Genomic DNA, 26,034 nt, shown 5'->3' with positions numbered 1-26,034 from the left:
CCCTCTGCTCCCTCACCTCGCGTCAACACCCCGCGTCAGCGCTGACCCATCAGCACTAACCATTGGTTAGCGCTGCGCGAGAGTAAGGTATCCGTATGGAACCCACCGACCTGGCGTACGACGTCTTCTCCCGGCAGTGCCCCTCCCGGGCCACCCTGGAGCACGTCACGGGACGCTGGGGAGCGCTCACCCTCGGAGCCCTGCACGAGGGGACGTTCCGTTTCAACGAACTGCGCCGCCGCGTCGACGGCGTCAGCGAGAAGATGCTCTCCCAGACCCTGCACGCCCTTGAGCGCGACGGCCTGGTGCACCGCACCGCCCAGCCGACCAACCCGCCGCGCGTGGACTACCGGCTCACCCCGCTCGGCCAGGAGATCACCGAGCGGCTGCTCGCCCTGATCCGCTGCGTGGAGGGCCGTCAGGACGAGGTCCTGCGGGCGCGGGAGCGTTACGACGAGGCGCGCGGCGGCCGCTGACAGCGGGGGCAGAAGTAGCTGGAGCGGTTCATCCAGGGGCGGCGGCGCATCGCGGTGCCGCAGCGGCGGCACGGCTCGTCCTCCCGGCCGTAGGCGTCGAGCGACCGCTCGAAGTAACCCGATTCGCCGTTCACGTTGACGTAGAGGCTGTCGAAGCTGGTGCCGCCGACGGCGAGGGCCGCGTTCATCACGTCCCGTACGTGGCCCAGGAGTTCGGCCGTGCGCGGGCGCGTGAAGGTTCCGGTGGGCCGCTCGTAGTGCAGCCTCGACCGCCACAGCGCCTCGTCCGCGTAGATGTTGCCGACGCCGCTGATCAGCGACTGGTCGAGGAGCGCCCGCTTGATCGTCGTACGGCGGCCGCGCAGCGCCCGATGGAAGGCGTCGTCGTCGAACGCGACGTCCAGCGGGTCGCGCGCGATGTGCGCGATGACGTCGGGCAGGCCGTCGGCGGTGTTGTCGTGCAGCGAGAGCCCGCCGAAGGTGCGCTGGTCGACGAAGCGGAGCTCGGTGCCCTGCCCGTCGGCGAAGCGCATCCGGATCCTCAAGTGCTTCTCGTCCGGGGCCTCTTGGGGCTGCACCAGAAGCTGCCCGCTCATGCCCAGATGAGCCAGGACGGACTGCGCGGAGTCGGCGAGCGGCAGCCACAGGTACTTGCCGCGCCGCTGGGCGAGCCCCGTCCGGTGCCCGGTCAGCCGGGCCGCGAAGTCCGCGCCGCCCGCCATGTGCCGCCGCACCGCACGCGGGTGCAGCACCTGCACCTCACCGATGAGACGCCCGCTGACCCACCGCTCCAGACCACGCCGGACGACTTCGACTTCGGGCAGCTCGGGCATGTCCGCTCCGGGAGGGTGGGTGTGGTGGGTGCGGGAAAACACAGCGCCGGCCACCCTCGTGAAGAGGGCGGCCGGCACCGAAGGATGGGCGGCCGTCAGGCCGAGGGGGTGTCGGCGGTCCCCTCGGACTGCGCGGCAGCGGCGGCCTCGGCCGCCTTGATCCGCTCGTCCGCGGCGGCACGGATCGCGCGCCACGCGGACTCTGCGGCCTGCTGCTCCGCTTCCTTCTTGCTGCGGCCGGTGCCGGTGCCGTACGAGACGCCTCCGACGCGGGCGGCAGCAGTAAAGGTCTTCTCGTGGTCGGGGCCGCTCTCCGTGACGAGATACTCGGGCACGCCGAGGCTCTCGGTCGCGGTGAGCTCCTGGAGACTGGTCTTCCAGTCCAGGCCCGCTCCCAGGTTCGAGGACTTTTCGATCAGCGGGTCGAAGAGCCGGTGCACCAGCTCGCCCGCCGCGTCCAGACCCTGGTCCAGATAGACCGCGCCGATCACCGCTTCAAGGGTGTCGGCGAGGATGGATGCCTTGTCCCGGCCACCCGTACCCTCTTCGCCCCGGCCGAGCCGGATGAAGGAGCCGAGTTCGAGGCCGCGGCTGACCTCCGCCAGCGCACGCGAATTGACCACCGCGGCCCGCAACTTGGCCAGCTGGCCTTCGGGCAGGTCGGGGTGGGTCCGATAGAGCGTGTCCGTGACGACGAGGCCGAGCACCGAGTCCCCAAGGAACTCGAGCCGCTCATTCGTCGGCAGACCGCCGTTCTCGTACGCGTACGAACGGTGGGTCAGTGCACGCACCAGAAGGGCGGACTCGAGCTTGTACCCGAGCCGCCCTTCCAGAAGCGTGTGGGACGAGGCCGTTGTCTCCGCCAATTTCTTGGCGTCTTCCGCCTTCTTGGGGCTAGACACGGTGCCTCTCACCAGCCGCTCAGACCTCGAGGACCTGGCGCTTGTTGTAGGTGCCGCAGCTCGGGCACGCGATGTGCTGCTGCTTGGGCTCCTGGCAACGCTCACACGAAACCAGGGTGGGGACCGCAGCCTTCCACTGCGACCGGCGGTGGCGCGTGTTGCTGCGCGACATCTTCCGCTTCGGAACAGCCACGGCTACTTCTCCTGCTTCTCGTCGACGCCCGCTTGTGCTTCGGCGCCGCTCATCTCGTCCTTCTCGCCGTCCTGGATGGTGCCAGCGAGTCCCTGCAAAGCCGCCCAACGGATGTCGACGGCGTCATGGTGGTGGTCCGGGTCGTCCGCGAGCCGCACCCCGCACTGGGAGCACAGGCCCGGACAGTCGTCCTGGCACACCGGCTGCATCGGCAGTGCGAGCACCACCGCATCACGCAGCACGGGCTCGAGGTCGAACATGCCGTCCTCGAGGTAGAGCCTGCCCTCGTCTTCCTCGGCGTCGTCGGCCGGTTCCGCGGTGCGGCCCCGGTCGTCGGCGTCAGGGTACGAGAACATCTCCTGGAAGTCCGCGTCGAGCTCAAGGCCGAGCGGCTCCAGACACCTTACGCACTCCCCCTCGGCCGTTGCACGGGCGGTGCCTGTGACAAGCACCCCTTCCATGACCGACTCGAGTCGGACCTCCAGCTCGACCGGGGCGCCCTGCGGCACTCCGATGACCCCTTCGATACCGAAGGCGCTCGGCGGGCCGGGCGCCTCGATCTCACGGGTCAGCCGCTGCATGGCACCAGGACGCCGCCCCAGCTCGTGTGTGTCGAACACGAGAGGGTTTCGGTGGTCGAGGCGCGTAGTCAGGGCTTTTCCTGCTTTCGAATCCGGGAAGTCCAAGGGAGAGGCCGCCGCACCGGTGCCGCGGACACGGCTTGCGTGGGCAGCCTGCGTCGCGGACGCATGCGCGACCGAAGAGCCAGGATACTTGACCATCCGCTCTCGGCCCAATCCGGTCCTAGCGCCCCTGTTCGTACTGGCGGAGCTGCTCGGCGCTGATCATGGTCGTGTCGAAGAGGCTGGTCTCGTCGAGCACCGCGGGCTGCTGGGGCTGGCCCTGCGGCTGGAGCTGCGCCTGCTGCAGCTGGTCCTGGTCGTAGCCCTGCTGCGGGTAGCCGTACTGGTCGTGCTGCTGGTACGCGTACGGGTCCTGCTGCCCGTAGGGCTGCTGGTAGCCGTACTGGTCCTGGGGCTGGTGCTGGTACCCGTAGGGGTCGGGGTGCTGGTGCGGCGGCGCGTAGGGCTGCTCTGCGGGGACCTGCGGGGTCCGGGCGGGCTGCCGCGGCAGGGGCTCGGCGGGTGCGGGGCCCGCGAGGTCCGCCAGGTACTCCGCGTCGGTGGTGTGGCCCTGGGACCCGACGCTGTCGCCGAGGGCGCCGAGCTCGTCGGCGGGGGCGTGGCCGTGCAGGGTCCGGCGGCCCCGGCCGACGGCCTCCAGCGTCTTGGCGAGGACCGCCTCGAAGGCGCCGAGCTTGGCGTCGACGTACGCGTCGGCGTCGCGGCGCAGCGTCTCCGGGTCGTGGCTGCGCTGCGGGGCGTCCTCGTCCTCGTAGCCGTGCTCGTCGAGGCCGGGTCCGGTGCCGAGGAGCTTCTCGCGGCCGCGGCCGACCGAACCGAGGGTCTTGGTGAGGACGACCTCGAAGTTGGCGAGCTTGCTGTCCACGTAGTCGTCGGCCTCGGCGCGGACCTCCTCGGCGGTCCGGCGGGCCTCGGTGAGGATGCGGTCGGCCTCGCCCTGGGAGTTGCGGGCGACCTCCGTGTCGGAGATCAGGGAGCCGCGCTCGGCGTGCGCGCTCTCGATGATCCGCTCCGCCTCCTGGCGGGCCTGCTCGACCAGCTGCTCGCGGCCGCCGATGAGCTCCTGCGCCTGGGCCAGGGAGCCCGGCAGGGCCTGGCGCACCTCTTCGAGCATCGAGAGCAGATCGGCGCGGTTGACCACGCACGAGGCCGACATGGGCATGGACCGGGCGCTGCCGACCGCCCGGACGATCTCGTCGATCTTCTTCTGCACGTCCACCGTGTGCTCGCCACTCTCTACAGCTGGTTGGGAGACGGACGGGACGACTGTAAGGCCAGTGGCCGTCCGTCCGACACCGGCTGACGCACTGTCAGCGGGACGGCCGAGAGGTCACTTGTCGCCCAGTCGTTCCACGAGGGCCGTGTGGACCACCGGGGGCAGCAGGTGGGCGACGTCGCCGCCCCAGGCCGCGACCTCCTTGACCAGCGAGGAGGAGAGGAAGCTGTAGGTGGGGTTGGTCGGGACGAAAAGGGTCTCGACGCCCGAGAGGCCGTTGTTCATCTGGGCCATCTGCAGCTCGTAGTCGAAGTCGCTGACCGCGCGCAGACCCTTGACGATGGCCGGGATGTCGCGCTGCTTGCAGAAGTCGACGAGCAGGCCGTGGAAGGCCTCCACCTCGACGTTGCCGAAGTCGGCCGTGACCTGGCGGATCAGCTCGATCCGCTCGTCGATCTCGAAGAGGCCCTTCTTCGACTGATTGATCATCACCGCGACATGCACCACGTCGTACAGCTTGGAGGCGCGGGCGATGATGTCGAGGTGTCCATTGGTGATGGGGTCGAAAGACCCCGGACATACGGCGCGGCGCAACGTGAGTCCCTCGCTCTCCGGTCCGGTCATGGCGCGACGCTTGAGTCGTCGCACGTAGAGGCGGCGCGACCGTACCAAAAGGTCCCCTCGCCGTAACGACGGGACCTGAGGGGCTCGAAACCCTCCGGCCAGCCGAATTCCCCGCCTCTTGTACTGCGTTCAACGGTGACGAGCGCGTCGGACGTGAGCCAGCCTTCCGAGCGGAGTGTGAGCAGGATCTCCCGAAGATCGTCATCGACCACGGCATACGGCGGATCGAGAAAGACCAGGTCGTACGGGGTGGTGGGGGCTCCGCCCCGGACGATCTGGGCCGCTTTGCCCGCTCGCACCTCCGCGCCGGGCAGGCCGACCGATTTCACGTTCTCCCTGATGGTGCGCGCCGCCCTGGCGTCCGCCTCGACGAGCAGGGCGTGCGCGGCGCCGCGGGAGAGCGCCTCCAGGCCGACGGCGCCGGAGCCCGCGTAGAGATCGAGGACGCGGGCTCCGTCGAGCGTGCCCTGGAGGGCCTGCCAGGTGGAGAAGAGGCCCTCGCGCGCGCGGTCGGACGTGGGGCGGGTGCCGTCGCCCGGCGGGACGGACAGGCGGCGTCCGCCGGCGGTGCCGGCGATCACGCGGGTCATCTGGTTCCTTCTGGCTGGCCGGTGTGCGCCACGGTGGTGGGCTGTCTCCACGATATGGCGTACGCGGCGCCGAGAGCCTGTGTCATATCCCCGGTCGGATCAGCGGGCGGCGTCTGGTGCGTGCGATCGCAAGGCGCCGGGAAGTCCTCGTAGCGGAGCTACTAGGGCTTTTCGGCAACGCGGCGAGCGTGCGTGCCAGACGCCGCCCGCCCGGCCGGGGATATGACACAGGCTCTTAGCCCTTGTCGAGGTACCGCTCGCGCTCCGCGTCGAGCAGGGCGTCCAGGGCGGTGCGCAGTGCGGGCAGCCGCTCGAGATCGGGGTCGTCGGCGACGACGGTGACCGCCTCCTCGCGCGCGGCGGCGATGATCTCCTCGTCCTCGATGACCGCGAGCATCCGCAGGGACGAGCGGACCCCGGACTGGGCCTGGCCGAGCACGTCGCCCTCGCGGCGCTGCTCCAGGTCGATGCGGGAGAGCTCGAAGCCGTCGAGCGTCGAGGCGACGGCGCCGAGGCGGGCGCGGGCGGGGCCGGCCTCGGGCATGTCGGTGACCAGGAGGCAGAGACCGGGGGCAGCGCCGCGGCCGACGCGACCGCGGAGCTGGTGCAACTGGGAGACGCCGAAACGGTCCGCGTCCATGATCACCATGGCGGTGGCGTTCGGCACGTTCACCCCGACCTCGATGACCGTCGTCGCGACCAGGACCTGCGTCTCGCCCGCGGCGAAGCGCCGCATCACCGCATCCTTGTCGTCGGGCTGCATCCGGCCGTGCAGGACCTCGACCCGCAGCCCCTGGAGCGGTCCGTGCGCGAGCTGCTCGGCGACCTCGAGGACGGCGAGCGGGGGCCGCTTCTCGGCGGTGGCCGCCTCCTCCGCCTTCTCCTCGGCGGACTTCTTCCTGCCGGACTTCTTGGGCTCGTCCTCCTCGTCGCCGATGCGCGGGCAGACCACGTACGCCTGGTGGCCCTTCTCCACCTCTTCGCGCACGCGCTCCCACGCGCGGGCGAGGAAGTGCGGCTTGTCCTGCGCGGGGACGACGTGGCTGGCGATCGGGGAGCGTCCGGCGGGGAGCTGGTCGAGGACGGACGTCTCCAGGTCGCCGAAGACGGTCATCGCGACCGTGCGCGGGATGGGGGTGGCCGTCATGACCAGGAGGTGCGGTGGCTGCTTGCCCTTGCCGCGCAGGGCGTCGCGCTGCTCGACCCCGAAGCGGTGCTGCTCGTCGACGACGACCAGGCCGAGGTCGTGGAACTGCACCTTGTCCTCGATCAGCGCGTGCGTGCCGATGACGATCCCGGCGTCACCGGTGACCAGGTCGAGCAGGGCGTGCCGCCGGGCGGCGGCCCCCATGGAGCCGGTGAGCAGCGTGACCTTGGTGGCGTTCTCGGCGCCGCCCAGCATGCCGCCCTCGGCCAGCTCGCCCATCATCTCCACGATGGAGCGGTGGTGCTGCTGGGCGAGGACTTCGGTGGGCGCGAGCATGGCGGCCTGCCCGCCCGCGTCCACGACGGCGAGCATGGCGCGCAGGGCCACCATTGTCTTGCCCGATCCGACTTCCCCCTGGAGGAGCCGGTGCATCGGGTGTTCGGTGGCGAGGTCGTCGAAGATCTCCTTGGAGACCTTTTCCTGGCCCTCGGTGAGGGTGAAGGGCAGTTTGGCGTCGAAGGCGTCGAGGAGGCCCGCCTTCTTGGGCCTGCGGGCGACGGCGGGCAGTTGCGCGTCCGCGTACCGCCGCCTGGCCAGGGCGACTTGGAGGACGAAGGCCTCGTCCCACTTGAGGCGGTCGCGGGCGGCGGCGATGTCCGCCTTCGAGTGCGGCCGGTGGATCTTCAGGAGCGCTTCGGGGAGCGGGACGAGGCCGCGGCCGTCGCGCAGGGCGGGCGGCAGCGGGTCCTCGGCCTCCTGGGCGCTGGGCAGGACCATGTCGACCGACTTGGCGATCTTCCAGGACTCCAGCTTGGCGGTGGCCGGATAGATCGGCAGGAGGGCGCCGGCCCAGGAGCCGACGGCCTCGCCGACCTCGTCGCCCTCGGCGCGCAGCAGTTCGTACGCGGGGTGGGCCAGCTGCATCTTGCGGTTGAAGAGCGACACCTTGCCCGCGAACATCGCGCGGGTGCCGGGCAGCAGGTCCTTGTGCGGCTTGTGGATGCCCCGGCCGAAGAAGACGAGCTGGATCTGGCCGCTGCCGTCGGTGATGGTGACTTCGAGGCGCTGGCCCCGGCCGCCGTTGAACTTCAGGATGCGCGCGGTCGCGACCTGGGCGACCACCGTGACGTGCTCGTCCAGCGGGAGGTCGGCGAGGCGGGTGAGCTCGCCGCGCTCGGCGTACCGCCGGGGGTAGTGGTGCAGGAGATCGCCGACCGTGTGCAGGTCGAGGTTCTCGGCCATCACCTTCGCGGTGGCGGGGCCGACCACTTTCTTCAGGGGTTCTTCGAGCGCAGGCACGAGATCCATTGCACACCACGCCACTGACATTCCGCCGTACGTCCCCCGGATACGTGCCCGGTCACCCGGATCCGCCGCGCGGTGACGGCGGCGGACGGCGACCGCGACGGCGACCGCTCTACTCGACGCCGATCAGCATCAGCGCCGACTGGCGGCCACCGCGGTAGACCACGGTGTCCACCGCCAGGTACGCCTCGCGCACGTGCTTCTCCAAGTGCTCCGCGACCGAATCGGGCACGGATTCACCGAGCACCAGCGTGACCATCTCGCCGCCCGCCGACAGCATCCGGTCGAGGACGGAGGCCGCGGTGCGGGCCACCTCGGAGCCGATCACGGCGACATCTCCGTCGATCAGGCCGAGCACGTCCCCGGCCTGGCAGATGCCCGCCATGGTCCAGGACTGCCGCTCGGCGACGGCCAGTTCGCCGTACCGGGTCGCGCCGGCCGCCGAGGTCATGGCGACGACGTCCTCGTCGAAGCGCCGGTCCGGCGCGTGCACGGCGAGCGCCGCGATGCCCTGGACCGCGGAGCGGGTGGGGATCAGGGCGACCCGCACGCCTTCGGTGCGGGCCTGTTCCGCCGCGGCGGCCGCGGTGTGGCGCAGCTCGGCGTCGTTCGGCAGCAGCACGACCTCGCGGGCGTGGGCCTGCCGGATCGCGTCGACGAGCTCGCCGCTCGCGGGCGGCTCTCCCGCGCGCGCGGGCACCGTGGTCGCCCCGGACTCGGTGTAGAGCCCGGCGAGGCCCTCTCCGGGCACGACGGCGACGATGGCCCGCTGCGTACGTTCCCGGGGCGGCTGCGCGGTGGTGTGCGCGTCGCCCACTCCGAAGTGGGTGATCCGGATGCGGTGCGGGCGGCCCGCCTCCACGCCCGCCTCGACGGCCGCGCCCGCGTCGTCGACGTGGACGTGGACGTTCCAGAGGCCGTCGCCGCCGACCACGACGAGCGAGTCGCCGAGCCGGTCGAGCCGGGACCGGAGCCGGGCGACGGCGGTGTCGTCCGCCTCCAGGAGGTAGATCACCTCGAAGGCGGGACCGCCTCCGTCGCCGGGCAGCTCCTCGCACTCGATGTCCTCCACGCGCGCGTGGAGGACACCGCCCGTGCTCTTGAGGACGACGCTCTCGCCGGACAGGGCGCCCACCAGCGCCCCGAGCACCGCCACGAGTCCCCGGCCGCCTGCGTCCACCACCCCTGCGCGACCGAGCACCGCCAGCTGTCCCGGCGTCGCCTCCAGGGCCGCGCAGGCCCCGTCGTACGCCGCTCTGGCCACCGCCCCGCAGTCCTCTCCGGCACCGGCCACCGCGTCGGCCGCGGCCGTGGCCACCGTCAGGACGGTGCCCTCCACGGGGTGGGCGACCGCCTGATAGGCGGATTCGGCGGCCTGGCGCAGCGCGCGCTCCAGGACCGGTCCTTCGACGTGATCTCCCTCACCGTCGGCCGGGCCGCCGGGTACGTCCGCCTCGCCCCCGATGACCTGTGCCATCCCCCGCAGCAGCTGCGACAGGATCGTGCCCGAATTGCCCCGGGCCCCGAGGAGCGCTCCGTGCGCCATCGCGCGCACCGTCTCGGCGAGCGAGGGAAGGGCCGGTTCGTGGCCCGTGAACGCCGCGTCGACCGCCTGGGAGGCGGATTCCACGGTCAGGTAGAGGTTCGTCCCGGTGTCCCCGTCGGCGACCGGATAGACGTTGATGGCGTCGATCTCCTCGCGGGCCCTGCCGAGGGCGTCCAGAGCCAGTCGGCACCAGGCGCGCACCGCGACCGCGTCGAGGTTCTGCGGCACCTGTTCGCCTCCTTGACCTTCCGGAATGGACGCAGCGTAGACCCAGCGTGAACACCGGGCCCGGGGCGGGGGCCGGGCCGTCCGTGGTAGTTTCGTTCTATCGAAGCAGTCGTTGTATGCTGCTCCGGTTGCCCGATACACATCGGGACATTCCTCCTGGCAACGCCATCCCGATCATTGCACTGATCCCGGCATGCCGGGTTTAACCGTAAGTGCATCTGAAGTCTTTGGAGTGACCCGTGGCTGCCAACTGCGACGTCTGCGGCAAGGGGCCGGGCTTCGGCAACAACATCTCGCACTCGCACCGCCGTACGCCCCGTCGCTGGAACCCGAACATCCAGCGTGTGCGTGCCGTGGTGAGCGGGACGCCGAAGCGCCTCAACGCTTGCACCTCGTGCATCAAGGCCGGCAAGGTCTCGCGCTGACGTCAGCGCGGCCACCTAGCTGGTTGCTGAAAGAGCCGGTCCCCTCTGGGGGCCGGCTCTTTCGTATGCGTTCCGCTCCTGTGCGTACGCGTACGCTCAGCGGGCTGCCAGAATCTGCCGGATGCGCTTCGGCATCCTCGGCCCCCTGACCGTCCGCTCCCCCGGCGGCGCTCCCCTGGACCCCGGCGGGCCGCGCCCCCGCGCGCTGCTCACGCTGCTGCTCCTGGACGCGGGACGCACCGTCTCCGCGGCCGCGCTGACCGACGGGCTCTACGGTGACGAGCCGCCCGCCGGCGCCGCGAACGCCCTGCAGTCCCAGGTCTCCCGCCTGCGCAAGCGCCTGGGCCTGCACATCGAGGCCGCCCCCACCGGCTACCGCCTCGCGGTCTCCCCCGACGAGGTGGACCTGCACCGCTTCCAGCGGCTGGCCCGCGAGGGGCGCGCGGCCCTCGGCTCCGGAGACCACGTACAGGCCGCCGCTCTCCTGACGGAGGCGCTCGGCCTGTGGCGCGGGGCCGCTCTCACCGAGCTGCCCGATGCCCGGCCCCTCGTCGCCCGGCTCGACGAGCTGCGCCTGACGGCCGTGCAGGACCGCGTCGAGGCGGATCTCGCGCTGGGCCCGGGCCCGGAGCTCGTGCCCGAGCTGCGCGAACTGATCGCCGGGCACCCGCTGAGCGAGCGGCTTCACGGGCAGTTGATGCGGGCGCTGCACGCGGGCGGGCGGCCCGCCGAGGCGCTCGCCGTCTACGAGGACGCGCGGCGCGTCCTGGCGGAGGAGCTCGGCACCGATCCCTCCGCCGAGCTGTCCGCGCTCCATCTGGAACTGCTGCGGAGCCGGGAGCCGGCCCGGCAGCGGGGCGTGCCCGCGCAGCTGACACGGCTCGTCGGGCGGGCCGGCGAGCTCGCGCGGATCGGTGCCCTGCTGGCCGGATCGCGCCTGGTCACGCTCACCGGGCCCGGCGGGGCGGGCAAGACGCGGCTGGCGATCGAGGCCGCCCGCGCGCTGCCCGACGTCTGCTACGTGGAGCTGGCGCCGCTCGACGACGGGGCGCGGGTGACGTACGCGATCCTCGCCGCGCTCGGGGTGCGGGACAGCTTCCGTGCCCAGGGCGGCGACACCACGGAGCGGCTGCTGTCCGCGCTGCGCGGCCGTGAGCTGCTGCTCGTCCTGGACAACTGCGAGCACCTGGTCGACGACGCGGCGCGGGTCACCGGGCTGCTGCTCGGGGCCTGCCCCGGCGTGCGGGTGCTCGCCACGAGCCGGGAGGGGCTCGGGATCACGGGCGAGGTCCTGTGGCCGGTGCCGCCGCTGGCCCCGGGGCCGGCGGCCCGGCTCTTCGCGGACCGGGCGGCGGCGGTGCGGCCCGACCTGGAGAGCCCCCGCGACGCGCACGAGCGGCGGCTGACGGGCGAGATATGCGCGGCCCTCGACGGGCTGCCCCTGGCCATCGAGCTGGCCGCGGCCCGCCTGCGCACCCTCACCCTGGACGAGCTCGCCGCCCGCCTCGGCGACCGCTTCCGGCTCCTGTCGCGCGGGGACCGCACGAAGGCGCCCCGGCACCGCACGCTGCGGGCGGTCGTGGAGTGGAGCTGGGAGTTGCTCGACGACGCGGAGCGGGAGCTGGCGCGGCGGCTGACGGTGTTCTCCGCAGGGGCCACGTCGGAGGCCGTGGAGGCCGTCTGCCAGGTCCCGTGTCCGGAGGACCTGCTCACCTCCCTCGCGGAGAAGTCGTTCCTCGAGGTGACCGACGGGCGTTACAGCATGCTGCGGACCATCCGCGCGTTCTGTGCCAGGCAGCTGGCCGAGGCGGGTGAGGAGGAGTGTCTGCGGGCCGCGCACGCCGAGTACTTCCAGCGCCTCGCCGAGCTGTCCGAGCCCCTGCTGCGGGGCGGTGAACAGCTCTCACGGCTTGCCGTGCTCGACGCCGAGCAGACGAACCTGGACACCGCCCTGCGCCACCTGACGCGCACCGCACCGCACGACGGGCTGCGGATGATGGCCGCGCTCTCCTGGTTCTGGCGGCTGCGCGGCCGCTACGCGGAGCGGACCGAGCTCGCCGTGGCCCTGCTGGACGCGGTGGGCGCGCGGCCACCGGCGGGGCTGTGCGAGGAGTACGTCCTCTGTCTGATCAACTCGATCGCGGGGGACGGTCACGACCCGGGCGAACCGGCCCGCCTCGCTCGCGCGGACGCTTTGTTCACGGCTCTGGAGGGGCCGCTGCGGCTGCCGTACCTGGTGGTGTTCTGGTCGGTCGCGGGCGGCCCCGCGCGCGCCATGGAGGACCGGGTGCGGGCCCAGGTCGACGGCGACGCCTGGGGGGTGGCTCTCCTCGACCTCGGGCAGGGCTTCAGGGAGCTGTTCGCGGGCCGTGCGGGGGCGGCCGACGCGGCCTTCGCCCGGGGGCTGGCGGGCTTCAAAACGACCGGCGACCGCTGGGGCATGGCCAACTGCCTGGACCCGCTCGGGATGCTCGCCGCATGGCGGGGAGAGGGGGAGCGCGCGCTGGCGCTGCTCGACGAAGGCCTGGAGTACGCCAGGGAGTTGGCCGCGCCCGAGGAGAGGGCCGACCTCCTCCACCGGCGCGCCACGGTCCTGCTGCACCGGGGCGGTCTCGGCGAGGCAGCGGCCCACTACTCGCGCTCCGCCGCCCTGGCCCGCGGGATCGGTGCCGCCGACAAGGTGGCGGCCGCACGGCGCGGACTCGGCGACGTGGCCCGGCTTTCCGGCGATACGGCACGCGCGCGTGGGCACTATGAAGCGGCTCTGGAGGCGTGCTCCGCCAACTGGTTCAGCCGAGCGGAGAGGGTGCGGATCCTGATCGGGCTCGGCCGCTCCGCACTGGCCGAGTCCCGCGCGCGGGAGGCCGCCGAGCGGTTCGAGCAGGCCCGGGTGCTGTCCCGCGGGGGCGGCGCGGGAACTCGGGGCGGCGGCATCCGCTTCCCTGGCACCGGTGAACTGGCCGAGGTGGCCGAGGCGTTGGCGTCCGTGGCCGCGGAGCCCGAGGGGGCCGCCCGGCTCCTGGGCGCCGCCCACGGTCTGCGCGGCCTCCTGGTCGCAGGCGACCGGGATGTCGTACGCGTCGAGGAGGCGGCCCGCGCGCGGCTCTCCGCGGAGGCGTACGACAGGGCCTTCGAGGAGGGGCGGAGCCTGCGGTCGGCGGCGGTCAGCGAACGGTGGGCGGACGGTCAGCGGCCTCCCCGAAGCTGCCCGGCATGACGAACCTTCCCCGCCCCACCCACAGCCTCGCCCACCTGAACGTCCTGATCTCCGGCGCCGGCGTCGCGGGACCCGCCCTCGCCCTGTGGCTGGCCCGCTACGGAGCCCGCGTCACCGTCGTGGAGAAGGCGCCCGCCCTGCGCGGAGGCGGCTTCGCCGTCGACTTCCGCGGCGAGGTGCACCGCACGGTGCTGCGGCGTACGGGCATCTGGGACGAGGTCCATCGCCGCCGGACGCGCATGGGCCGCCAGATCATCGTGGAGGCCAACGACAAGGAGCGGGTCGATCTGCCCGCGTTCTTCATGAGCGGCGACGTGGAGATCTTCCGGGGCGAGCTCTCCAAGATCCTTTACGACCGCACCAAGGATGATGTGGAGTACGTCTTCGCGGACTCCGTCGCCACGCTGAGCGAGGACTCCGAAGGCGTCGACGTGACCTTCGACCGGGGCGCTCCCCGCCGCTTCGACCTCGTCGTCGGCGCCGACGGGCTGCACTCGCGCACCCGCCGTCTGGTCTTCGGCGACGAGTCGCGGTACCTGCGCTTCCTGGGCTACTACGTGGCCGGTTTCTCCGTCCCCAACCACCTCGGTCTCGACCGCACCGCCCGCATCTACAGCGAGCCCGGCCGCACCATCGTGATCAACAACTACGACGGCGACCCCGCCAGGGCGGGTGTGGTCCTGGTCTTCGCATCCCCGCGGCTCGACCACGAACGGCACGACACGGCGCGGCGGAAGGAGATCCTCGCGGACCGGTTCGCGGGCATGGGCTGGAAGCACGCCGCCACTGCCCTGGAAGGCCTGGGGAGCGCCGGGGACCTCTACTTCGACGCCATCGCGCAGATCCGCCTCGACCGGCTCACCCGGGGCCGGGTGGCGCTGCTCGGCGACGCCGGGTACGGGGCCACGATGGGCGGCATGGGGACGGGCACGGCCCTGGTGTCCGCGTACGTCCTGGCCGGTGAGCTCGCGGCCGCCCGGGGCGACCACCGGGCCGGCTTCGCCGCGTACGAGACGGAGATCCGCGACTACGCCGAGGGCTGCCAGAAGTCCTCGGACCACGCGGGCCCCTTCTTCGCCCCGCCGACCGAGCGGAAGATCCGCAGCCGCGACCGGACGTACCGCGCACTCGGCTCACGCCTGCTGGCCGGTCCCTTCAAGAAGCTGACGGAGAGGGCCCCCGGCGCCCTCGCGCTCAAGGACTACGCCCGCCCGAACCGCCAGCCGTGATCCACCGGGCCGATCCCGCCGCCGAGCGCGAACCCGGCGGCGATCGCCCCGGTCACGTACTCCTTGGCGGCCGTCACGGCCTCCGGGACGCTTCGGCCCTTCGCGAGCTGCGCCGCGATCGCGCTGGCGAGAGTGCAGCCCGTGCCGTGCGTGTGGCGGTTGTCGTGGCGCGGTGCGCGCAGGACGTGCTCCTCGGAGCCGTCGGTCAGCAGGTCCACGGCGTCGCCGCTGAGGTGGCCGCCCTTGATGAGCACCCACTTCGGCCCGTACGCGAGGACGGCGGCCGCCGCGCGGCGCAGGCCGTCCTCCGAGTCGACCTCGACGCCGGTGAGTTGGGCCACCTCGTCGAGGTTGGGCGTCGCGACCGTGGCGACCGGCAGCAGTGCGGTGCGCACGGATGCGAGGGCGGAGGCCGCGAGCAGCGGGTCGCCGTGCTTGGAGACGCCGACCGGGTCGACGACCGCGGGGGCGTCCGTGCCCGCGAGCAATTCGGCGACCGCCTCGACCAGTTCCGCGGAGGCGAGCATGCCGGTCTTCACGGCCTGTACGCCGATGTCGTCGACGACGCTGCGGTACTGCGCCCGCACCGCCTCGACGGGCAGCTCCCAGAAGCCCTGCACGCCCAGGGAGTTCTGCGCGGTGACGGCCGTGACGACGCTCATGCCGTGCGTCCCGTGGGCGAGCATCGTCTTCAGGTCGGCCTGGATCCCGGCGCCGCCGCCGGAGTCGGACCCGGCGACGGTGAGCACGCGCGGCGGCGCGGTCACTCGGCGTCTCCGTTGTCCCCGAAGTGGTCCCAGCCCTTGCTGGCCCACGGCGCGCCGTCGACGGTCACCTGGGGCAGCGCCGAGGGGTTGAGGACCTCACCGATGACCTTCCAGCGGGCGGGCAGTTTCACGTCCGGCGGGAAGGTCGCCACGATCGCGTGGTCCTCGCCGCCGTTGAGCACCCACTGCAGCGGGTCCACGCCGACGGCCTGCCCGATGTCGTTCATCTGGGAGGGCACGTCGACGTCTCCGGAGCGGATGTCGATGCGCACCTTGCTGGACTCGGCGATGTGCCCGAGGTCGGCGATCAGGCCGTCGCTGACGTCCGTCATGGAGGTCGCGCCGAGTCCGGCGGCCGCGGGGCCCGCGTGGTACGGCGGCTCGGGCCTGCGGTGGGCCTCCACGAAGGCGCGCGGCGAGCGGAAGCCGCGGGAGAGCACCGCGTGCCCGGCGGCGGACCAGCCGAGCCAGCCCGTCACGGCGACGACGTCGCCGGGCTGGGCGCCCGCGCGCGTGACGGGCTCATGGTTGCGCAGGTCGCCGAGGGCGGTGATGGCGACGGTGATGGTGTCGCCGCGCACGACGTCGCCGCCCACGACGGCGGCGCCCGCGACCTGGCACTCGTCCCTGAGGCCGTCCATCAGCTCGGTGGGCCAGCTCGCGGGGAGCTCGGCGGGCACGACCAGGCCGAGCAGCAGCGCGGTCGGCACGGCGCCCATGGCCGCGATGTCGGCGAGGTTCTGCGCGGCGGCCTTGCGGCCCACGTCGTACGCGGTGGACCAGTCGCGGCGGAAGTGCCGCCCCTCGAGGAGGACGTCGGTGCTCGCCACGACCCTGCGGTCGGGGGCGGACACGACCGCCGCGTCGTCACCGGGGCCGAGCCGTACGGCCGGCGTGGAGGTGAGCCGCGAAGTGAGCTCTCTGATGAGCCCGAACTCCCCCAACTCGCCCACGGATCCCTTCACCGAGTCTCACCATGCCCTTTCGCGCTGTCCGGCCCCCGGTCGCGAGCCGTGCCTGTCGTCGGTACGGTCGAGGTGACCGTCAACTTCTGTTGTCCGTCCACCACGATGTGCGCGCCACAGGTCACCCGGGTCTCCCCGTGGCGAGCGGCGACGCGGTACCGTGGCGTCCCTTCCCCCCACATGATCCTCGTGGCCGCCCTGGAGGTTCCGTGGTACAGGCGTACATCCTGATCCAGACAGAGGTCGGCAAGGCGTCGACCGTCGCCGAGCTGATCGGCAAGATCGCGGGAGTGATCCAGGCCGAGGACGTGACCGGACCCTACGATGTCATCGTGCGCGCCCAGGCGGACACGGTGGACGAACTCGGCCGCATGGTGGTCGCCAAGGTCCAGCAAGTGGACGGCATCACCCGAACCCTGACCTGCCCGGTCGTGCACTTGTAGCCCCCGTCTACCCTGGCCCGGTGAACATCCCCCGTCTCCGGCGCCGCTGCCTCGCAGGAACGTCCGCCGTCGCTCTGCTGATCACGGCGGCAGCCTGTTCAGCTACGGACGACGAGGCGTCGGTGGTGGTTCCTTCCCCGGCCGCGAAGGCCGCCGGACTCTGCCGCGACCTGCACGAACAGCTTCCGGAGAAGATCGACGGGCTGGGGCGCACCGACCCGGGACCGAAGTCCGAGCTGACCGCCGGGTGGGGAGACCCGGCGATCATACTGCGCTGCGGCGTGCGACGGCCCCCCGAGATGATCGACCCCTCGTACGCCAAGGACAACGGCGTGCGGGTGAACGGCGTCGCCTGGCTCCTGCAGAAGCGCGACGACGGCTCGTACACCTTCACCACCGGGGCGCGGCTCGCCTATGTCGAGGTGACGCTGCCCAAGGAGCGGACCGGGGACGGCCTCGGTCCGCTCACGGACTTCGCCGCCCCCATCAAGAAGACGATCCCCAAGGGCATTGCTTGACCCCGGACCCGTCCGGGGTCAGCGCAGGCCCGTGGAGCGGTTGAGGGCCGACCGGATGAGCCGGTCCACCAGCTCCGCGTAGCCGACGCCGCTCTTCTCCCACATCTGCGGATACATCGAGATGGGCGTGAAGCCCGGCATCGTGTTGATCTCGTTGATCACGAACCGGCCGTCCTCGGTGAGGAAGAAGTCCGCGCGCACCAGGCCCTCGCAGGACGCCGCCTCGAACGCCTCGACGGCGAGCCGCTGGATCTCGGCGGTCTGCTCGGGCGTCAGCGGGGCCGGCACGATCCCGGGCGTCGAGTCGAGGTACTTCGCCTCGAAGTCGTAGTAGTCGTGCGACTGCACCGGCGGGATCTCGGCGGGGACGCTCGCGCGCGGGCCGTCCTCGAACTCCAGGACGCCGCACTCGATCTCACGGCCGCGCAGCAGCGCCTCGACCAGGATCTTGGGGTCGTGGCGCTGCGCCTCGGCGATCGCCTCGTCGAGGCCGTCGAAGGACTCGACCTTCGTGATGCCGATGGAGGAGCCCGCGCGCGCGGGCTTGATGAACAGCGGCCAGCCGTGCTCACCGGCGAAGTCGGCGATGCGCTGCCGGGCGCCCGCCTCGTCCTGGCGCCACTCGCGGGGGCGGATCACCAGGTACGGGCCGACGTTCAGCCCGAAGGAGGCGAACACCCGCTTCATGTAGTCCTTGTCCTGGCCGACGGCCGAGGCGAGGACGCCCGAGCCGACGTAGGGCACTCCGGAGAGTTCGAGCAGGCCCTGGAGGGTGCCGTCCTCTCCGTAGGGGCCGTGGAGCATCGGGAAGACGACGTCGACCTCGCCGAGCGCCTTGGGCACGGAGCCGGGCTCGCTGTAGACGACCTCGCGGTTGCCCGGGTCGACCGGGAGCACGACGCCGCCGTCCACGGAGTCGGCGAGGTCGGTGACGTTCGGCATCCTGCGGTCGGCGATGGCCATCCGCTCGGGCTCGTCGGCGGTCAGCGCCCAACGGCCGTCCGTGGTGATGCCGATCGGCAGGACGTCGTACTTGGTGCGGTCGATGGCGCCGAGGATGGCGCCGGCCGTCACCACGGAGATGCCGTGCTCCGAGCTGCGGCCGCCGAACACGACGGCCACACGCGGCTTGCGGAGCGGCTCAGAGCTCGGCTCGGGGCGCGGCTCAGGGCTCTGGGGGAGGTTCTCGCTGCTCATATCGCGTTGAGGGTACCCGTTGGCCCGGACGTAGTCAGGCGTGCCGTCAGCGACGCTCGGGCTTGGCGCTGCGCGACATGAGGTCCTTGAGGGCGACGACCGGGGGTGTGCCCTCGTGCACGATGCCCACGACCGTCTCCGTGATCGGCATGTCGACGCCGTGCCGACGGGCCAGATCCAGCACGGATTCGCAGGACTTGACGCCCTCGGCGGTCTGCTTGGTGACCGCGATGGTCTCCTCGAGGGTCATGCCCTTGCCGAGGTTGGTGCCGAAGGTGTGGTTGCGCGACAGCGGCGAGGAGCAGGTGGCCACCAGGTCGCCCAGGCCCGCGAGTCCGGAGAACGTCAGCGGGTCGGCGCCCATCGCCAGGCCGAGTCGGGTGGTCTCCGCGAGGCCGCGCGTGATGAGCGAGCCCTTGGCGTTGTCGCCCAGGCCCATGCCGTCCGCGATGCCGACGGCGAGGCCGATGACGTTCTTGACCGCGCCGCCGAGTTCGCAGCCGACCACGTCGGTGTTGGTGTACGGGCGGAAGTACGGGGTGTGGCAGGCCGTCTGCAGGCGCTGCGCGACGCCTTCGTCCCGGCAGGCGACCACGGCGGCGGCGGGCTGCCGCGCGGCGATCTCGCGGGCGAGGTTGGGCCCGGTGACGACGGCGACGCGGTCGGCGCGGACCTTGGTGACGTCCTCGACGACCTCGCTCATGCGCATCGCGGAGCCCAGTTCGACGCCCTTCATGAGGGAGACGAGGACGGTCTCGGGGGCGAGCAGCGGCGCCCACTCGGCGAGGTTCCCGCGCAGCGTCTGCGAGGGCACGGCGAGGACGGTGAAGTCGGCGTCCGCGGCGGCCTGTGCCGTGTCGGTGGTGGCCCGCACGTTCTCCGGAAGCCGGACGCCGGGGAGGTAGTCCGGGTTCGTCCGGGTGGAGTTGACGGCGTCGACGAGTTCGGCGCGGCGGCCCCACAGGGTGACGTCGCAGCCCGCGTCGGCGAGCACCATGCCGAAGGCCGTACCCCAGGAGCCCGTTCCGAAGACCGCGGCCTTCACCGGTCCCGCCGAGTTCACGGGGTTCGTCACTTGCTGTCCTCCGAGGTGCTCTCTGCGGTGCTCGGCGCGGCGCCGCGGCCCGCTGCCTTGCGTCGTTGTTCCAGCCGGGCCCTGCGCGGGTCGTACGGCGTATCGGGGGCCTTCTCGCCCCTGACCTCCTCCAGGAGTTTGGTGATCGCGGCCATGATGGTCGCGGTCACCTCGCGCAGCACCTCCGGCGTCGGCTCCTTGCCGTAGAAGCGCGACAGGTCGACGGGGGGTCCCGCCTTCACCTGGAGGGTCTTGCGCGGGAAGAAGGCGGGCTTCTTGCTGTACGGCGGCAGTGCGAGGTTGGCGCCCCACTGCGCGACGGGGACCACCGGGCACCGGGTCTCCAGGGCGACCCGCGCGGCACCGGACTTGGCCGTCATCGGCCACATGTCGGGGTCCCTGGTGAGGGTGCCCTCGGGGTAGAAGGCGACGCACTCGCCGCGCCGGATGGCGTCGACCGCCGCGCGGAAGGCGTCGAGCGCGTTGGTGGTCTCGCGGTAGACCGGGATCTGCCCCGTGCCCTTCATGACCTTGGCGACAAAACCGCGCTTGAAAAGCCCGTCCTTTGCCAGGAAACGCGGCACTCGTCCGGTGTTGTACTGGAAGTGCGCGTACGAGAACGGGTCGATATGGGAGTTGTGATTCACCGCGGTGATGAATCCGCCGTCAGCCGGAATGTGTTCCATTCCACGCCAGTCCCGCTTGAACAGAACCACCAGCGGCGGTTTTGCAATCACCGCCGCCAGGCGGTACCAGAAGCCGATTCTGCGGCGGGACACGCGGACACCTTCCTCCATGAACCTGGTCGGCCGCACAAGTGTCGCCCCAGGCTGCCGGTCTGTCGAGAACACCGTACGCCCACCCGTCTCGCACCACCGCTCCTGCGTGAGCGCACCGCGCACCGCCCTCTCCCGCCTCCCCCGCACCTCGCCCCCTCAGCAGGTCACAATGGGCCCGACGCGAAGGACGGAGCGCCCGTGCAGTGGACCCTGGTCATCCCCCTGAAACCCCTGGCGCACGCCAAGAGCAGGCTGTCCGCCGCCTCCGGGGAGGCACTGCGCCCGGGTCTCGCCCTGGCGTTCGCGCAGGACACCGTGACCGCCGCCCTCGCCTGCCCGGCGGTGCGCGATGTGGCGGTCGTCACGGACGACGCCCTCGCGCGTCGGGAACTGGCGGCGCTGGGCGCCCGCGTCGTCCCCGATCCGCCCGGAGGCGGCCTGAACGCCGCTCTGGCGCACGGCGCGGCCCTCGTGCGCGCCACGCGGCCCCGAGCACCCGTCGCGGCCCTGAACGCCGATCTGCCGGCGCTGCGCCCGCTGGAATTGGCCCGGGCCCTGGACCGCGCCGCGCCATTTCCCCGCGCATTCATGCCGGATGCCGCCGGAAGCGGGACAACACTGCTGTGCGCGGCGGCGGGAACGGAATTGCGTCCCGCCTTCGGTACGGCTTCGCGGGCCCGGCACGCGGCGTCGGGGGCCGTGGAACTCCCACTCGACGGCGTCGATTCCGTACGGCAGGACGTGGACACCGGCGAGGACCTGCGGACCGCGCTCTCGCTCGGCGTGGGCCCGCGCACCGCGGCGGCCGCGGCCCGGCTGCTCATCGCCGACTGAGTACGCTGCTCCCCATGCAGGCCACCGCGTACACGTACGACTCCGAGACCCGCAGCGGCAGTGTGCTGCTCGACGACGGCACCCCGGTGCCCTTCGAGGCGCCCGCGTTCGACGCGGGCGGGCTGCGGCTGCTGCGGCCGGGGCAGCGGGTGCGGATCGAGGTCGACGGCGCGGGCGCGTCGCGCCGCATCACGCTGGTGACCCTGCAGACGTTCTGAGACCGGGGCGCCGACGGCGCCGTCCGGGTCACGGGGCTCCGGTCGCACACTCCGGAACACGACACACGACACACGACACACGACACACGACACACGACGCGGGCCGGGCTCCCCCGTGGGAGTCCGGCCCGGCGCGTGAGTGCCCTCGTGCCCTTACTTCTTGCGGGCCGTGGCCTTCTTGGCGGTCGTCTTGCGCGCCGCCGACTTCTTGGCGGGCGCCTTCTTGGCGGTGGCCTTCTTCGCCGGCGCGGTCTTCTTCGCCGTGGCCTTCTTCGCCGCCGGGGTGGCCTTCTTGGCGGTGGTCTTCTTCGCCGCCGCCGGAGTGGCCTTCTTGGCCGTGGCCTTCGTGGCGGTCTTCTTGGCGGTGGCCTTCTTCGCCGCAGCCTTCTTCGCCGTCGCCGTGGTCTTCTTGGCGGTGGTCTTCTTGGCGGTGGTCTTCTTCGCCGCCGTGGCCTTCGTCGCCGTCTTCTTGGCGGTGGCCTTCTTGGCCGCGGCCTTCTTGACGGTCGCGGAAGCGCCGCCGGTCAGGCTGCCCTTGGGCGCCTTCTTGACCGCGACATCGTTCTTCGGGAGCTTCTTCGAGCCGCTCACCAGGTCCTTGAAGCCCTGTCCCGCACGGAAACGCGGAACGGAGGTCTTCTTGACCCGCACGCGCTCCCCGGTCTGCGGGTTGCGGGCGTAACGGGCCGGGCGGTCGACCTTCTCGAACGAGCCGAAGCCGGTGACCGAAACCCGGTCCCCGCTGACCACGGCACGGACGACGGCGTCCAGGACCGCGTCGACGGCGTCGGCGGCCTGCTGGCGGCCGCCCACCTTGTCGGCAATCGCTTCTACGAGCTGCGCCTTGTTCACGTCTTCCCCTTCGGAGACATTGCCGGGAGCGAAATACTCCGGCTTTTTCGCACGTTAGGCAGATATATACCGCAAATCAAACACGAAACGGGCTAATCACCCTTGTGCCGCAACGAACTGGCCCATCTCGGAGTTCCTCGAAGGCCCGTTGAGGCTGCCGCTCAGGTGTCTTGGGGGAATCGGCCCTCGTCGGCTTCGTCGAGGGACGCCATCAATCGCTCCAGACGCCTTGCCGCATCGGCGAGATCGTGTTTGGCCGCGGCCGTAATGACCAGCAGCTTCCGGGTCAGCGCCATCCGTACGCCCTCCGGGACTTGCAGTGCGCGCACCCTTGAGTGCGCTTCCTTCAGTTGGTCCGCGACGAGCCCGTAGAGCTCGAGTTGGCTGTCACGTCCCATGCACCGATTGTGCCATCTGGGGCGAGTTGTCGCCTCCGCAGGGGGTAACTGCCGCCGTCGGACGCCCTCCTGAGGGTACCCCGTCCCACTGAGTACAAGGGGATTTCCAGCCTCTTCTTCCTTCCCGGCCAAGGGAGTTGAGACCACCCGTTCAGGCCATCGGGGGCCTCTGGGAGGGCGCACACAGATGTACCCCCAACCGTCCACGATTGGGGGTACATCAGGGTCCGGCGGGGTGTTGCGAGGTGTCAGACCCGCACGGTCCGCGGCTTGTACGAGGGGCGCTCCGTCTCGTACGCGGCGATGGCCGGCTCGTTCTGCAGGGTGATGCTGATGTCGTCCAGGCCGTTCAGGAGCCGCCAGCGGGCGTTCTCGTCGAGTTCGAAGTCGGCGGTGACGCCTTCCGCGCGAACTTGACGATCCTGCAGGTCAACGGTGATCTCGGCCTGCGGGTCGCGCTCCGTCAGCGCCCAGAGCCCGTCCACGACCTGCTGGTCGAGCACCACGGTGAGCAGGCCGTTCTTCAGCGAGTTGCCGCGGAAGATGTCGGCGAAGCGGGAGGAGATGACCGCCTTGAAGCCGAAGTTCTGCAGCGCCCACACGGCGTGCTCGCGGGAGGAACCGGTGCCGAAGTCGGGTCCGGCCACCAGAACGGAGGCTCCCTGGCGCTCGGGCAGGTTGAGCACGAACTCCGGGTCCTTGCGCCAGGCCTCGAAGAGCCCGTCCTCGAAGCCGTCCCTGGTGACCTTCTTCAGCCAGTGGGCGGGGATGATCTGGTCGGTGTCGACGTTGCTGCGGCGCAGCGGTACGGCCCGGCCGGTGTGCGTGGTGAATGCTTCCATCGTTCTCAGACTCCGGCGGTCACGGGGGCGTCGGACAGGTCGGCGGGCGAGGCCAGGTGGCCGGTGACCGCCGTGGCGGCGGCGACCTGCGGGGAGACCAGGTGGGTGCGCCCGCCCTTGCCCTGCCTGCCCTCGAAGTTGCGGTTCGACGTGGAGGCCGAGCGCTCGCCGGGCGCGAGTTGGTCGGGGTTCATGCCCAGACACATCGAGCAGCCGGCGTGCCGCCATTCGGCTCCCGCGGCGGTGAAGACCTTGTCCAGGCCCTCCTCGACGGCCTGGAGGGCGACCCGGACGGAGCCGGGGACGACCAGCATCCGTACGCCGTCGGCGACTTTGCGGCCCCCGACGATGGAGGCGGCCGCGCGCAGGTCCTCGATGCGGCCGTTGGTGCAGGAACCTACGAAGACGGTGTCCACCTTGATGTCGCGCAGCGCCTGGCCGGCGGTCAACCCCATGTATTCCAGGGCCTTTTCGGCGGCGTAGCGCTCCGAAGCGTCTTCGTACGAAGCCGGATCGGGGACGTTCGCCGAAAGCGGCGCTCCCTGGCCCGGGTTGGTGCCCCAGGTGACGAACGGGGCCAGCGAGGCGGCGTCGATGTAGACCTCGGCGTCGAAGACCGCGTCGTCGTCGGTCTTCAGGGTCTTCCAGTACGCCACCGCGGCGTCCCAGTCCTCGCCCTGCGGGGCGTGGGCGCGGCCCTTGATGTAGTCGAAGGTGGTCGCGTCCGGGGCGATCATCCCGGCGCGGGCGCCCGCCTCGATGGACATGTTGCAGATGGTCATCCGGGCCTCCATCGAGAGCTTCTCGATGGCCGAGCCGCGGTACTCCAGGACGTAGCCCTGGCCGCCGCCGGTGCCGATCTGCGCGATGATCGCGAGGATCAGGTCCTTGGCCGTGACGTCGTCGGGCAGTTCGCCGTCGACGGTGATGGCCATGGTCTTCGGGGGCGCCATCGGCAGCGTCTGGGTGGCGAGCACGTGCTCGACCTGGGAGGTGCCGATGCCGAACGCCAGCGCGCCGAAGGCGCCGTGGGTGGAGGTGTGCGAGTCGCCGCAGACCACCGTGGTGCCGGGCTGGGTCAGGCCCAGCTGCGGTCCCACGACGTGGACGACGCCCTGCTCGACGTCGCCCAGGGGGTGCAGGCGCACGCCGAACTCCGCGCAGTTCTTGCGCAGCGTCTCCAGCTGGGCGCGCGAGACCGGGTCGGCGATCGGCTTGTCGATGTCGAGGGTCGGGGTGTTGTGATCCTCGGTCGCGATGGTGAGGTCGAGCCGCCGCACCTGGCGGCCGGCCTGGCGGAGGCCGTCGAAGGCCTGCGGGCTGGTCACCTCGTGCAGCAGGTGCAGATCGATGAAGAGGAGGTCGGGCTCGCCCTCGGCGCGCCGGACGACGTGGTCGTCCCAGACCTTCTCCGCGAGTGTCCTACCCATCGCTTTCCCTCCGACCGGCCGCTTCGCCGGCCCAACTAGAGAATCCGTTCGCCGACGCGCGTACCCCTCGTGCCGCACGTAGACCGCCGATCCGTCGGTCCGCGGATCGCTCGTACAGAGTGGCGCGTCTCGCAGAAAATTGAACTTGCGTTTCACAGAGTGAGACGCGAGTATCGACGCATGGACAACTCTAGCGGCGTCGGCGTTCTCGACAAGGCGGCTCTTGTCTTGAGCGCCCTGGAGTCCGGTCCGGCCACCCTCGCGGGCTTGGTCGCGGCCACCGGGCTCGCACGACCCACGGCCCACCGACTGGCCGTGGCACTGGAACACCACCGCATGGTGGCGCGGGACATGCAGGGCCGTTTCATTCTCGGCCCCCGCCTCTCGGAGCTCGCGGCGGCGGCCGGCGAGGACCGCCTGCTCGCCACGGCGGGCCCCGTCCTCACCCATCTGCGCGACGTCACGGGCGAGAGCGCGCAGCTCTACCGCCGCCAGGGCGACATGCGCATCTGCGTGGCCGCCGCCGAGCGCCTCTCGGGCCTCAGGGACACCGTCCCGGTCGGTTCGACGCTCACGATGAAGGCGGGCTCCTCGGCCCAGATCCTGATGGCCTGGGAGGAGCCGGAGCGCCTGCACCGCGGCCTCCAGGGCGCCCGCTTCACGGCCACGGCCCTCTCGGGCGTACGCCGCAGGGGCTGGGCCCAGTCGATCGGCGAGCGCGAACCGGGCGTCGCGTCCGTCTCCGCGCCCGTGCGCGGCCCCTCGAACCGCGTGGTCGCCGCCGTCTCGGTCTCCGGACCGATCGAGCGCCTGACCCGGCACCCCGGCCGCATGCACGCCCAGGCGGTCATCGACGCGGCAGGACGCCTCTCCGAGGCCCTGCGCCGCACCGGCTGACGCTCGGGGCGCCCGGAGCGCCCGGCAGACACACGAGCGCCGGAAGGAACCGCCTCAACGCCGCGGCGGCTCCTTCCGGCGCTTTCCTGTTCCTCCCGGAGACCTCCGGCCGCGCGGGACGAGACTCTCAGAGGTCGTTTCATCCTGTTGTTTCATCCCTGAATGCGGCTTTGGTGTGCTGGTGTCGGGTCGCGCCAGGAGATGGTGTTCTCGCCGGTGAGGCGGCGGGCCATGAGGTCGGTCA

Annotated in this window: 27 protein-coding genes and 1 pseudogene; 9 read left to right on the top strand and 19 right to left on the bottom strand. The window is 71.7% G+C overall.

What is annotated here, in order from left to right:
* Positions 1-95: 95 nt before the first annotated feature.
* On the top strand, positions 96-476 hold the full coding sequence (locus ACZ69I_RS29925) for a winged helix-turn-helix transcriptional regulator (RefSeq protein WP_467671761.1): 381 nt from the start codon (positions 96-98) through the stop codon (positions 474-476).
* Here the strand turns inward: ACZ69I_RS29925 and mutM are convergent.
* The 9 genes from mutM to ACZ69I_RS29880 form a co-directional block, all read right to left on the bottom strand.
* Positions 449-1,309 carry a bifunctional DNA-formamidopyrimidine glycosylase/DNA-(apurinic or apyrimidinic site) lyase gene (mutM, locus tag ACZ69I_RS29920; protein ID WP_470835706.1) on the bottom strand — a complete coding sequence of 287 codons (861 nt, stop codon included), beginning with the start codon at positions 1,307-1,309 and terminating at the stop codon, positions 449-451. The two genes, ACZ69I_RS29925 and mutM, sit on opposite strands and share 28 nt — an antisense overlap.
* 95 nt (positions 1,310-1,404) lie before the next feature.
* A complete protein-coding gene (gene rnc / locus ACZ69I_RS29915) occupies positions 1,405-2,223 on the bottom strand; it encodes a ribonuclease III (protein WP_467671757.1) in 819 nt (272 codons plus the stop codon).
* Positions 2,224-2,230: 7 nt separating this feature from the next.
* Entirely contained in the window at positions 2,231-2,404 is a 174-nt protein-coding gene (gene rpmF / locus ACZ69I_RS29910) for a 50S ribosomal protein L32 (protein ID WP_026165248.1), read from the bottom strand.
* 2 nt (positions 2,405-2,406) lie between these two features.
* The gene (locus ACZ69I_RS29905; RefSeq protein ID WP_470835705.1) at positions 2,407-3,090 is read right to left on the bottom strand and encodes a YceD family protein; all 684 of its coding nucleotides are present in this window, start codon (positions 3,088-3,090) and stop codon (positions 2,407-2,409) included.
* 118 nt (positions 3,091-3,208) lie between these two features.
* Complete coding sequence (locus ACZ69I_RS29900; RefSeq protein ID WP_470835704.1) at positions 3,209-4,267, bottom strand: cell division initiation protein; 1,059 nt, start codon at positions 4,265-4,267, stop codon at positions 3,209-3,211.
* Positions 4,268-4,378: 111 nt separating this feature from the next.
* A complete protein-coding gene (coaD, locus tag ACZ69I_RS29895) occupies positions 4,379-4,858 on the bottom strand; it encodes a pantetheine-phosphate adenylyltransferase (RefSeq protein WP_467672050.1) in 480 nt (159 codons plus the stop codon).
* A 26-nt stretch (positions 4,859-4,884) separates the two neighbouring features.
* A complete protein-coding gene (gene rsmD, locus ACZ69I_RS29890) occupies positions 4,885-5,478 on the bottom strand; it encodes a 16S rRNA (guanine(966)-N(2))-methyltransferase RsmD (protein WP_467671751.1) in 594 nt (197 codons plus the stop codon).
* Positions 5,479-5,713: 235 nt separating this feature from the next.
* Positions 5,714-7,933: an ATP-dependent DNA helicase RecG gene (gene recG, locus ACZ69I_RS29885; protein WP_470835703.1), complete on the bottom strand. Its 2,220-nt coding sequence runs from the start codon at positions 7,931-7,933 to the stop codon at positions 5,714-5,716.
* A 109-nt stretch (positions 7,934-8,042) separates the two neighbouring features.
* Positions 8,043-9,704, bottom strand: a complete 1,662-nt coding sequence (locus ACZ69I_RS29880; RefSeq protein WP_470835702.1) for a DAK2 domain-containing protein — start codon at positions 9,702-9,704, stop codon at positions 8,043-8,045.
* Positions 9,705-9,943: 239 nt separating this feature from the next.
* On the opposite strand from ACZ69I_RS29880, the gene rpmB reads away from it, so the two are divergent.
* From rpmB to ACZ69I_RS29865, 3 genes are all read left to right on the top strand, one after another.
* Entirely contained in the window at positions 9,944-10,129 is a 186-nt protein-coding gene (gene rpmB / locus ACZ69I_RS29875; protein ID WP_016642993.1) for a 50S ribosomal protein L28, read from the top strand.
* Between the two features lie 121 nt (positions 10,130-10,250).
* Positions 10,251-13,346, top strand: a complete 3,096-nt coding sequence (locus ACZ69I_RS29870) for an AfsR/SARP family transcriptional regulator (RefSeq protein ID WP_470835701.1) — start codon at positions 10,251-10,253, stop codon at positions 13,344-13,346.
* Positions 13,343-14,575 carry an FAD-dependent monooxygenase gene (locus ACZ69I_RS29865; RefSeq protein ID WP_470835700.1) on the top strand — a complete coding sequence of 411 codons (1,233 nt, stop codon included), beginning with the start codon at positions 13,343-13,345 and terminating at the stop codon, positions 14,573-14,575. The genes ACZ69I_RS29870 and ACZ69I_RS29865 overlap by 4 nt, the downstream gene beginning before the upstream one ends.
* On the opposite strand, the gene thiD is transcribed toward ACZ69I_RS29865, so the two are convergent.
* Positions 14,548-15,342: a bifunctional hydroxymethylpyrimidine kinase/phosphomethylpyrimidine kinase gene (gene thiD / locus ACZ69I_RS29860; protein ID WP_467671741.1), complete on the bottom strand. Its 795-nt coding sequence runs from the start codon at positions 15,340-15,342 to the stop codon at positions 14,548-14,550. The genes ACZ69I_RS29865 and thiD overlap by 28 nt on opposite strands.
* Entirely contained in the window at positions 15,339-16,307 is a 969-nt protein-coding gene (locus ACZ69I_RS29855; RefSeq protein ID WP_467671739.1) for a thiamine-phosphate kinase, read from the bottom strand. The genes thiD and ACZ69I_RS29855 overlap by 4 nt, the downstream gene beginning before the upstream one ends.
* Before the next feature lie 209 nt (positions 16,308-16,516).
* Here ACZ69I_RS29855 and ACZ69I_RS29850 point away from each other — a divergent pair, with 209 nt between their 5' ends.
* Together ACZ69I_RS29850 and ACZ69I_RS29845 are read left to right on the top strand one after the other, a co-directional pair.
* On the top strand, positions 16,517-16,750 hold the full coding sequence (locus tag ACZ69I_RS29850; protein WP_361720591.1) for an Lrp/AsnC ligand binding domain-containing protein: 234 nt from the start codon (positions 16,517-16,519) through the stop codon (positions 16,748-16,750).
* Between the two features lie 20 nt (positions 16,751-16,770).
* Positions 16,771-17,268, top strand: coding sequence for a DUF3515 domain-containing protein (locus ACZ69I_RS29845; RefSeq protein WP_470835699.1), 498 nt, complete (start codon positions 16,771-16,773; stop codon positions 17,266-17,268).
* Positions 17,269-17,286: 18 nt separating this feature from the next.
* Here the strand turns inward: ACZ69I_RS29845 and ACZ69I_RS29840 are convergent, their stop codons facing one another.
* The 3 genes from ACZ69I_RS29840 to ACZ69I_RS29830 are packed head-to-tail and all read right to left on the bottom strand — an operon-like array spanning position 17,287 to position 20,319.
* A complete protein-coding gene (locus ACZ69I_RS29840; RefSeq protein ID WP_467671734.1) occupies positions 17,287-18,465 on the bottom strand; it encodes a D-alanine--D-alanine ligase family protein in 1,179 nt (392 codons plus the stop codon).
* A gap of 46 nt (positions 18,466-18,511) precedes the next feature.
* The gene (locus tag ACZ69I_RS29835) at positions 18,512-19,540 is read right to left on the bottom strand and encodes an NAD(P)H-dependent glycerol-3-phosphate dehydrogenase (protein ID WP_470835698.1); all 1,029 of its coding nucleotides are present in this window, start codon (positions 19,538-19,540) and stop codon (positions 18,512-18,514) included.
* Positions 19,537-20,319: a lysophospholipid acyltransferase family protein gene (locus tag ACZ69I_RS29830; RefSeq protein ID WP_470835697.1), complete on the bottom strand. Its 783-nt coding sequence runs from the start codon at positions 20,317-20,319 to the stop codon at positions 19,537-19,539. Before ACZ69I_RS29830 ends, ACZ69I_RS29835 begins: the two co-directional genes overlap by 4 nt.
* A gap of 198 nt (positions 20,320-20,517) precedes the next feature.
* Between ACZ69I_RS29830 and cofC the strand changes: the two genes are divergently transcribed.
* Positions 20,518-21,153: a 2-phospho-L-lactate guanylyltransferase gene (cofC, locus tag ACZ69I_RS29825; protein ID WP_470835696.1), complete on the top strand. Its 636-nt coding sequence runs from the start codon at positions 20,518-20,520 to the stop codon at positions 21,151-21,153.
* 14 nt (positions 21,154-21,167) lie between these two features.
* A complete protein-coding gene (locus ACZ69I_RS29820; protein ID WP_467671726.1) occupies positions 21,168-21,371 on the top strand; it encodes a hypothetical protein in 204 nt (67 codons plus the stop codon).
* Between the two features lie 153 nt (positions 21,372-21,524).
* On the opposite strand, the gene ACZ69I_RS29815 is transcribed toward ACZ69I_RS29820, so the two are convergent.
* The 4 genes from ACZ69I_RS29815 to leuC form a co-directional block, all read right to left on the bottom strand.
* The gene (locus tag ACZ69I_RS29815) at positions 21,525-22,223 is read right to left on the bottom strand and encodes an HU family DNA-binding protein (RefSeq protein ID WP_470835695.1); all 699 of its coding nucleotides are present in this window, start codon (positions 22,221-22,223) and stop codon (positions 21,525-21,527) included.
* A 161-nt stretch (positions 22,224-22,384) separates the two neighbouring features.
* Positions 22,385-22,621, bottom strand: coding sequence for an SCO5555 family protein (locus tag ACZ69I_RS29810; protein WP_361720567.1), 237 nt, complete (start codon positions 22,619-22,621; stop codon positions 22,385-22,387).
* A 248-nt stretch (positions 22,622-22,869) separates the two neighbouring features.
* Positions 22,870-23,463, bottom strand: coding sequence for a 3-isopropylmalate dehydratase small subunit (gene leuD / locus ACZ69I_RS29805; RefSeq protein ID WP_470835693.1), 594 nt, complete (start codon positions 23,461-23,463; stop codon positions 22,870-22,872).
* A 5-nt stretch (positions 23,464-23,468) separates the two neighbouring features.
* Positions 23,469-24,893 carry a 3-isopropylmalate dehydratase large subunit gene (gene leuC / locus ACZ69I_RS29800; RefSeq protein ID WP_467671720.1) on the bottom strand — a complete coding sequence of 475 codons (1,425 nt, stop codon included), beginning with the start codon at positions 24,891-24,893 and terminating at the stop codon, positions 23,469-23,471.
* 180 nt (positions 24,894-25,073) lie between these two features.
* Between leuC and ndgR the strand changes: the two genes are divergently transcribed.
* The gene (gene ndgR, locus ACZ69I_RS29795; protein WP_135330737.1) at positions 25,074-25,790 is read left to right on the top strand and encodes an IclR family transcriptional regulator NdgR; all 717 of its coding nucleotides are present in this window, start codon (positions 25,074-25,076) and stop codon (positions 25,788-25,790) included.
* A 152-nt stretch (positions 25,791-25,942) separates the two neighbouring features.
* Here ndgR and ACZ69I_RS29790 read toward each other — a convergent pair.
* Positions 25,943-26,034 (bottom strand): annotated as a pseudogene (locus ACZ69I_RS29790) (IS5 family transposase); the annotation flags it as partial.

The organism is Streptomyces sp. NPDC036815, assembly GCF_055609205.1.
Note: the sequence above shows the minus strand (reverse complement) of the source record. Positions and strands in the feature narration are given on the sequence as shown.

Bases quoted from the DNA above. Each gene is read 5' to 3' on its own strand.
- ACZ69I_RS29925 (WP_467671761.1), top strand. From the start codon at position 96: ATGGAACCCACCGACCTGGCGTACGACGTCTTCTCCCGGCAGTGCCCC.
- mutM (WP_470835706.1), bottom strand. From the start codon at position 1,309: ATGCCCGAGCTGCCCGAAGTCGAAGTCGTCCGGCGTGGTCTGGAGCGG.
- rsmD (WP_467671751.1), bottom strand. From the start codon at position 5,478: ATGACCCGCGTGATCGCCGGCACCGCCGGCGGACGCCGCCTGTCCGTC.
- recG (WP_470835703.1), bottom strand. From the start codon at position 7,933: ATGGATCTCGTGCCTGCGCTCGAAGAACCCCTGAAGAAAGTGGTCGGC.
- ACZ69I_RS29870 (WP_470835701.1), top strand. From the start codon at position 10,251: ATGCGCTTCGGCATCCTCGGCCCCCTGACCGTCCGCTCCCCCGGCGGC.
- ACZ69I_RS29865 (WP_470835700.1), top strand. From the start codon at position 13,343: ATGACGAACCTTCCCCGCCCCACCCACAGCCTCGCCCACCTGAACGTC.
- ACZ69I_RS29840 (WP_467671734.1), bottom strand. From the start codon at position 18,465: ATGAGCAGCGAGAACCTCCCCCAGAGCCCTGAGCCGCGCCCCGAGCCG.
- ACZ69I_RS29820 (WP_467671726.1), top strand. From the start codon at position 21,168: ATGCAGGCCACCGCGTACACGTACGACTCCGAGACCCGCAGCGGCAGT.
- ACZ69I_RS29810 (WP_361720567.1), bottom strand. From the start codon at position 22,621: ATGGGACGTGACAGCCAACTCGAGCTCTACGGGCTCGTCGCGGACCAA.
- leuD (WP_470835693.1), bottom strand. From the start codon at position 23,463: ATGGAAGCATTCACCACGCACACCGGCCGGGCCGTACCGCTGCGCCGC.
- leuC (WP_467671720.1), bottom strand. From the start codon at position 24,893: ATGGGTAGGACACTCGCGGAGAAGGTCTGGGACGACCACGTCGTCCGG.
- ndgR (WP_135330737.1), top strand. From the start codon at position 25,074: ATGGACAACTCTAGCGGCGTCGGCGTTCTCGACAAGGCGGCTCTTGTC.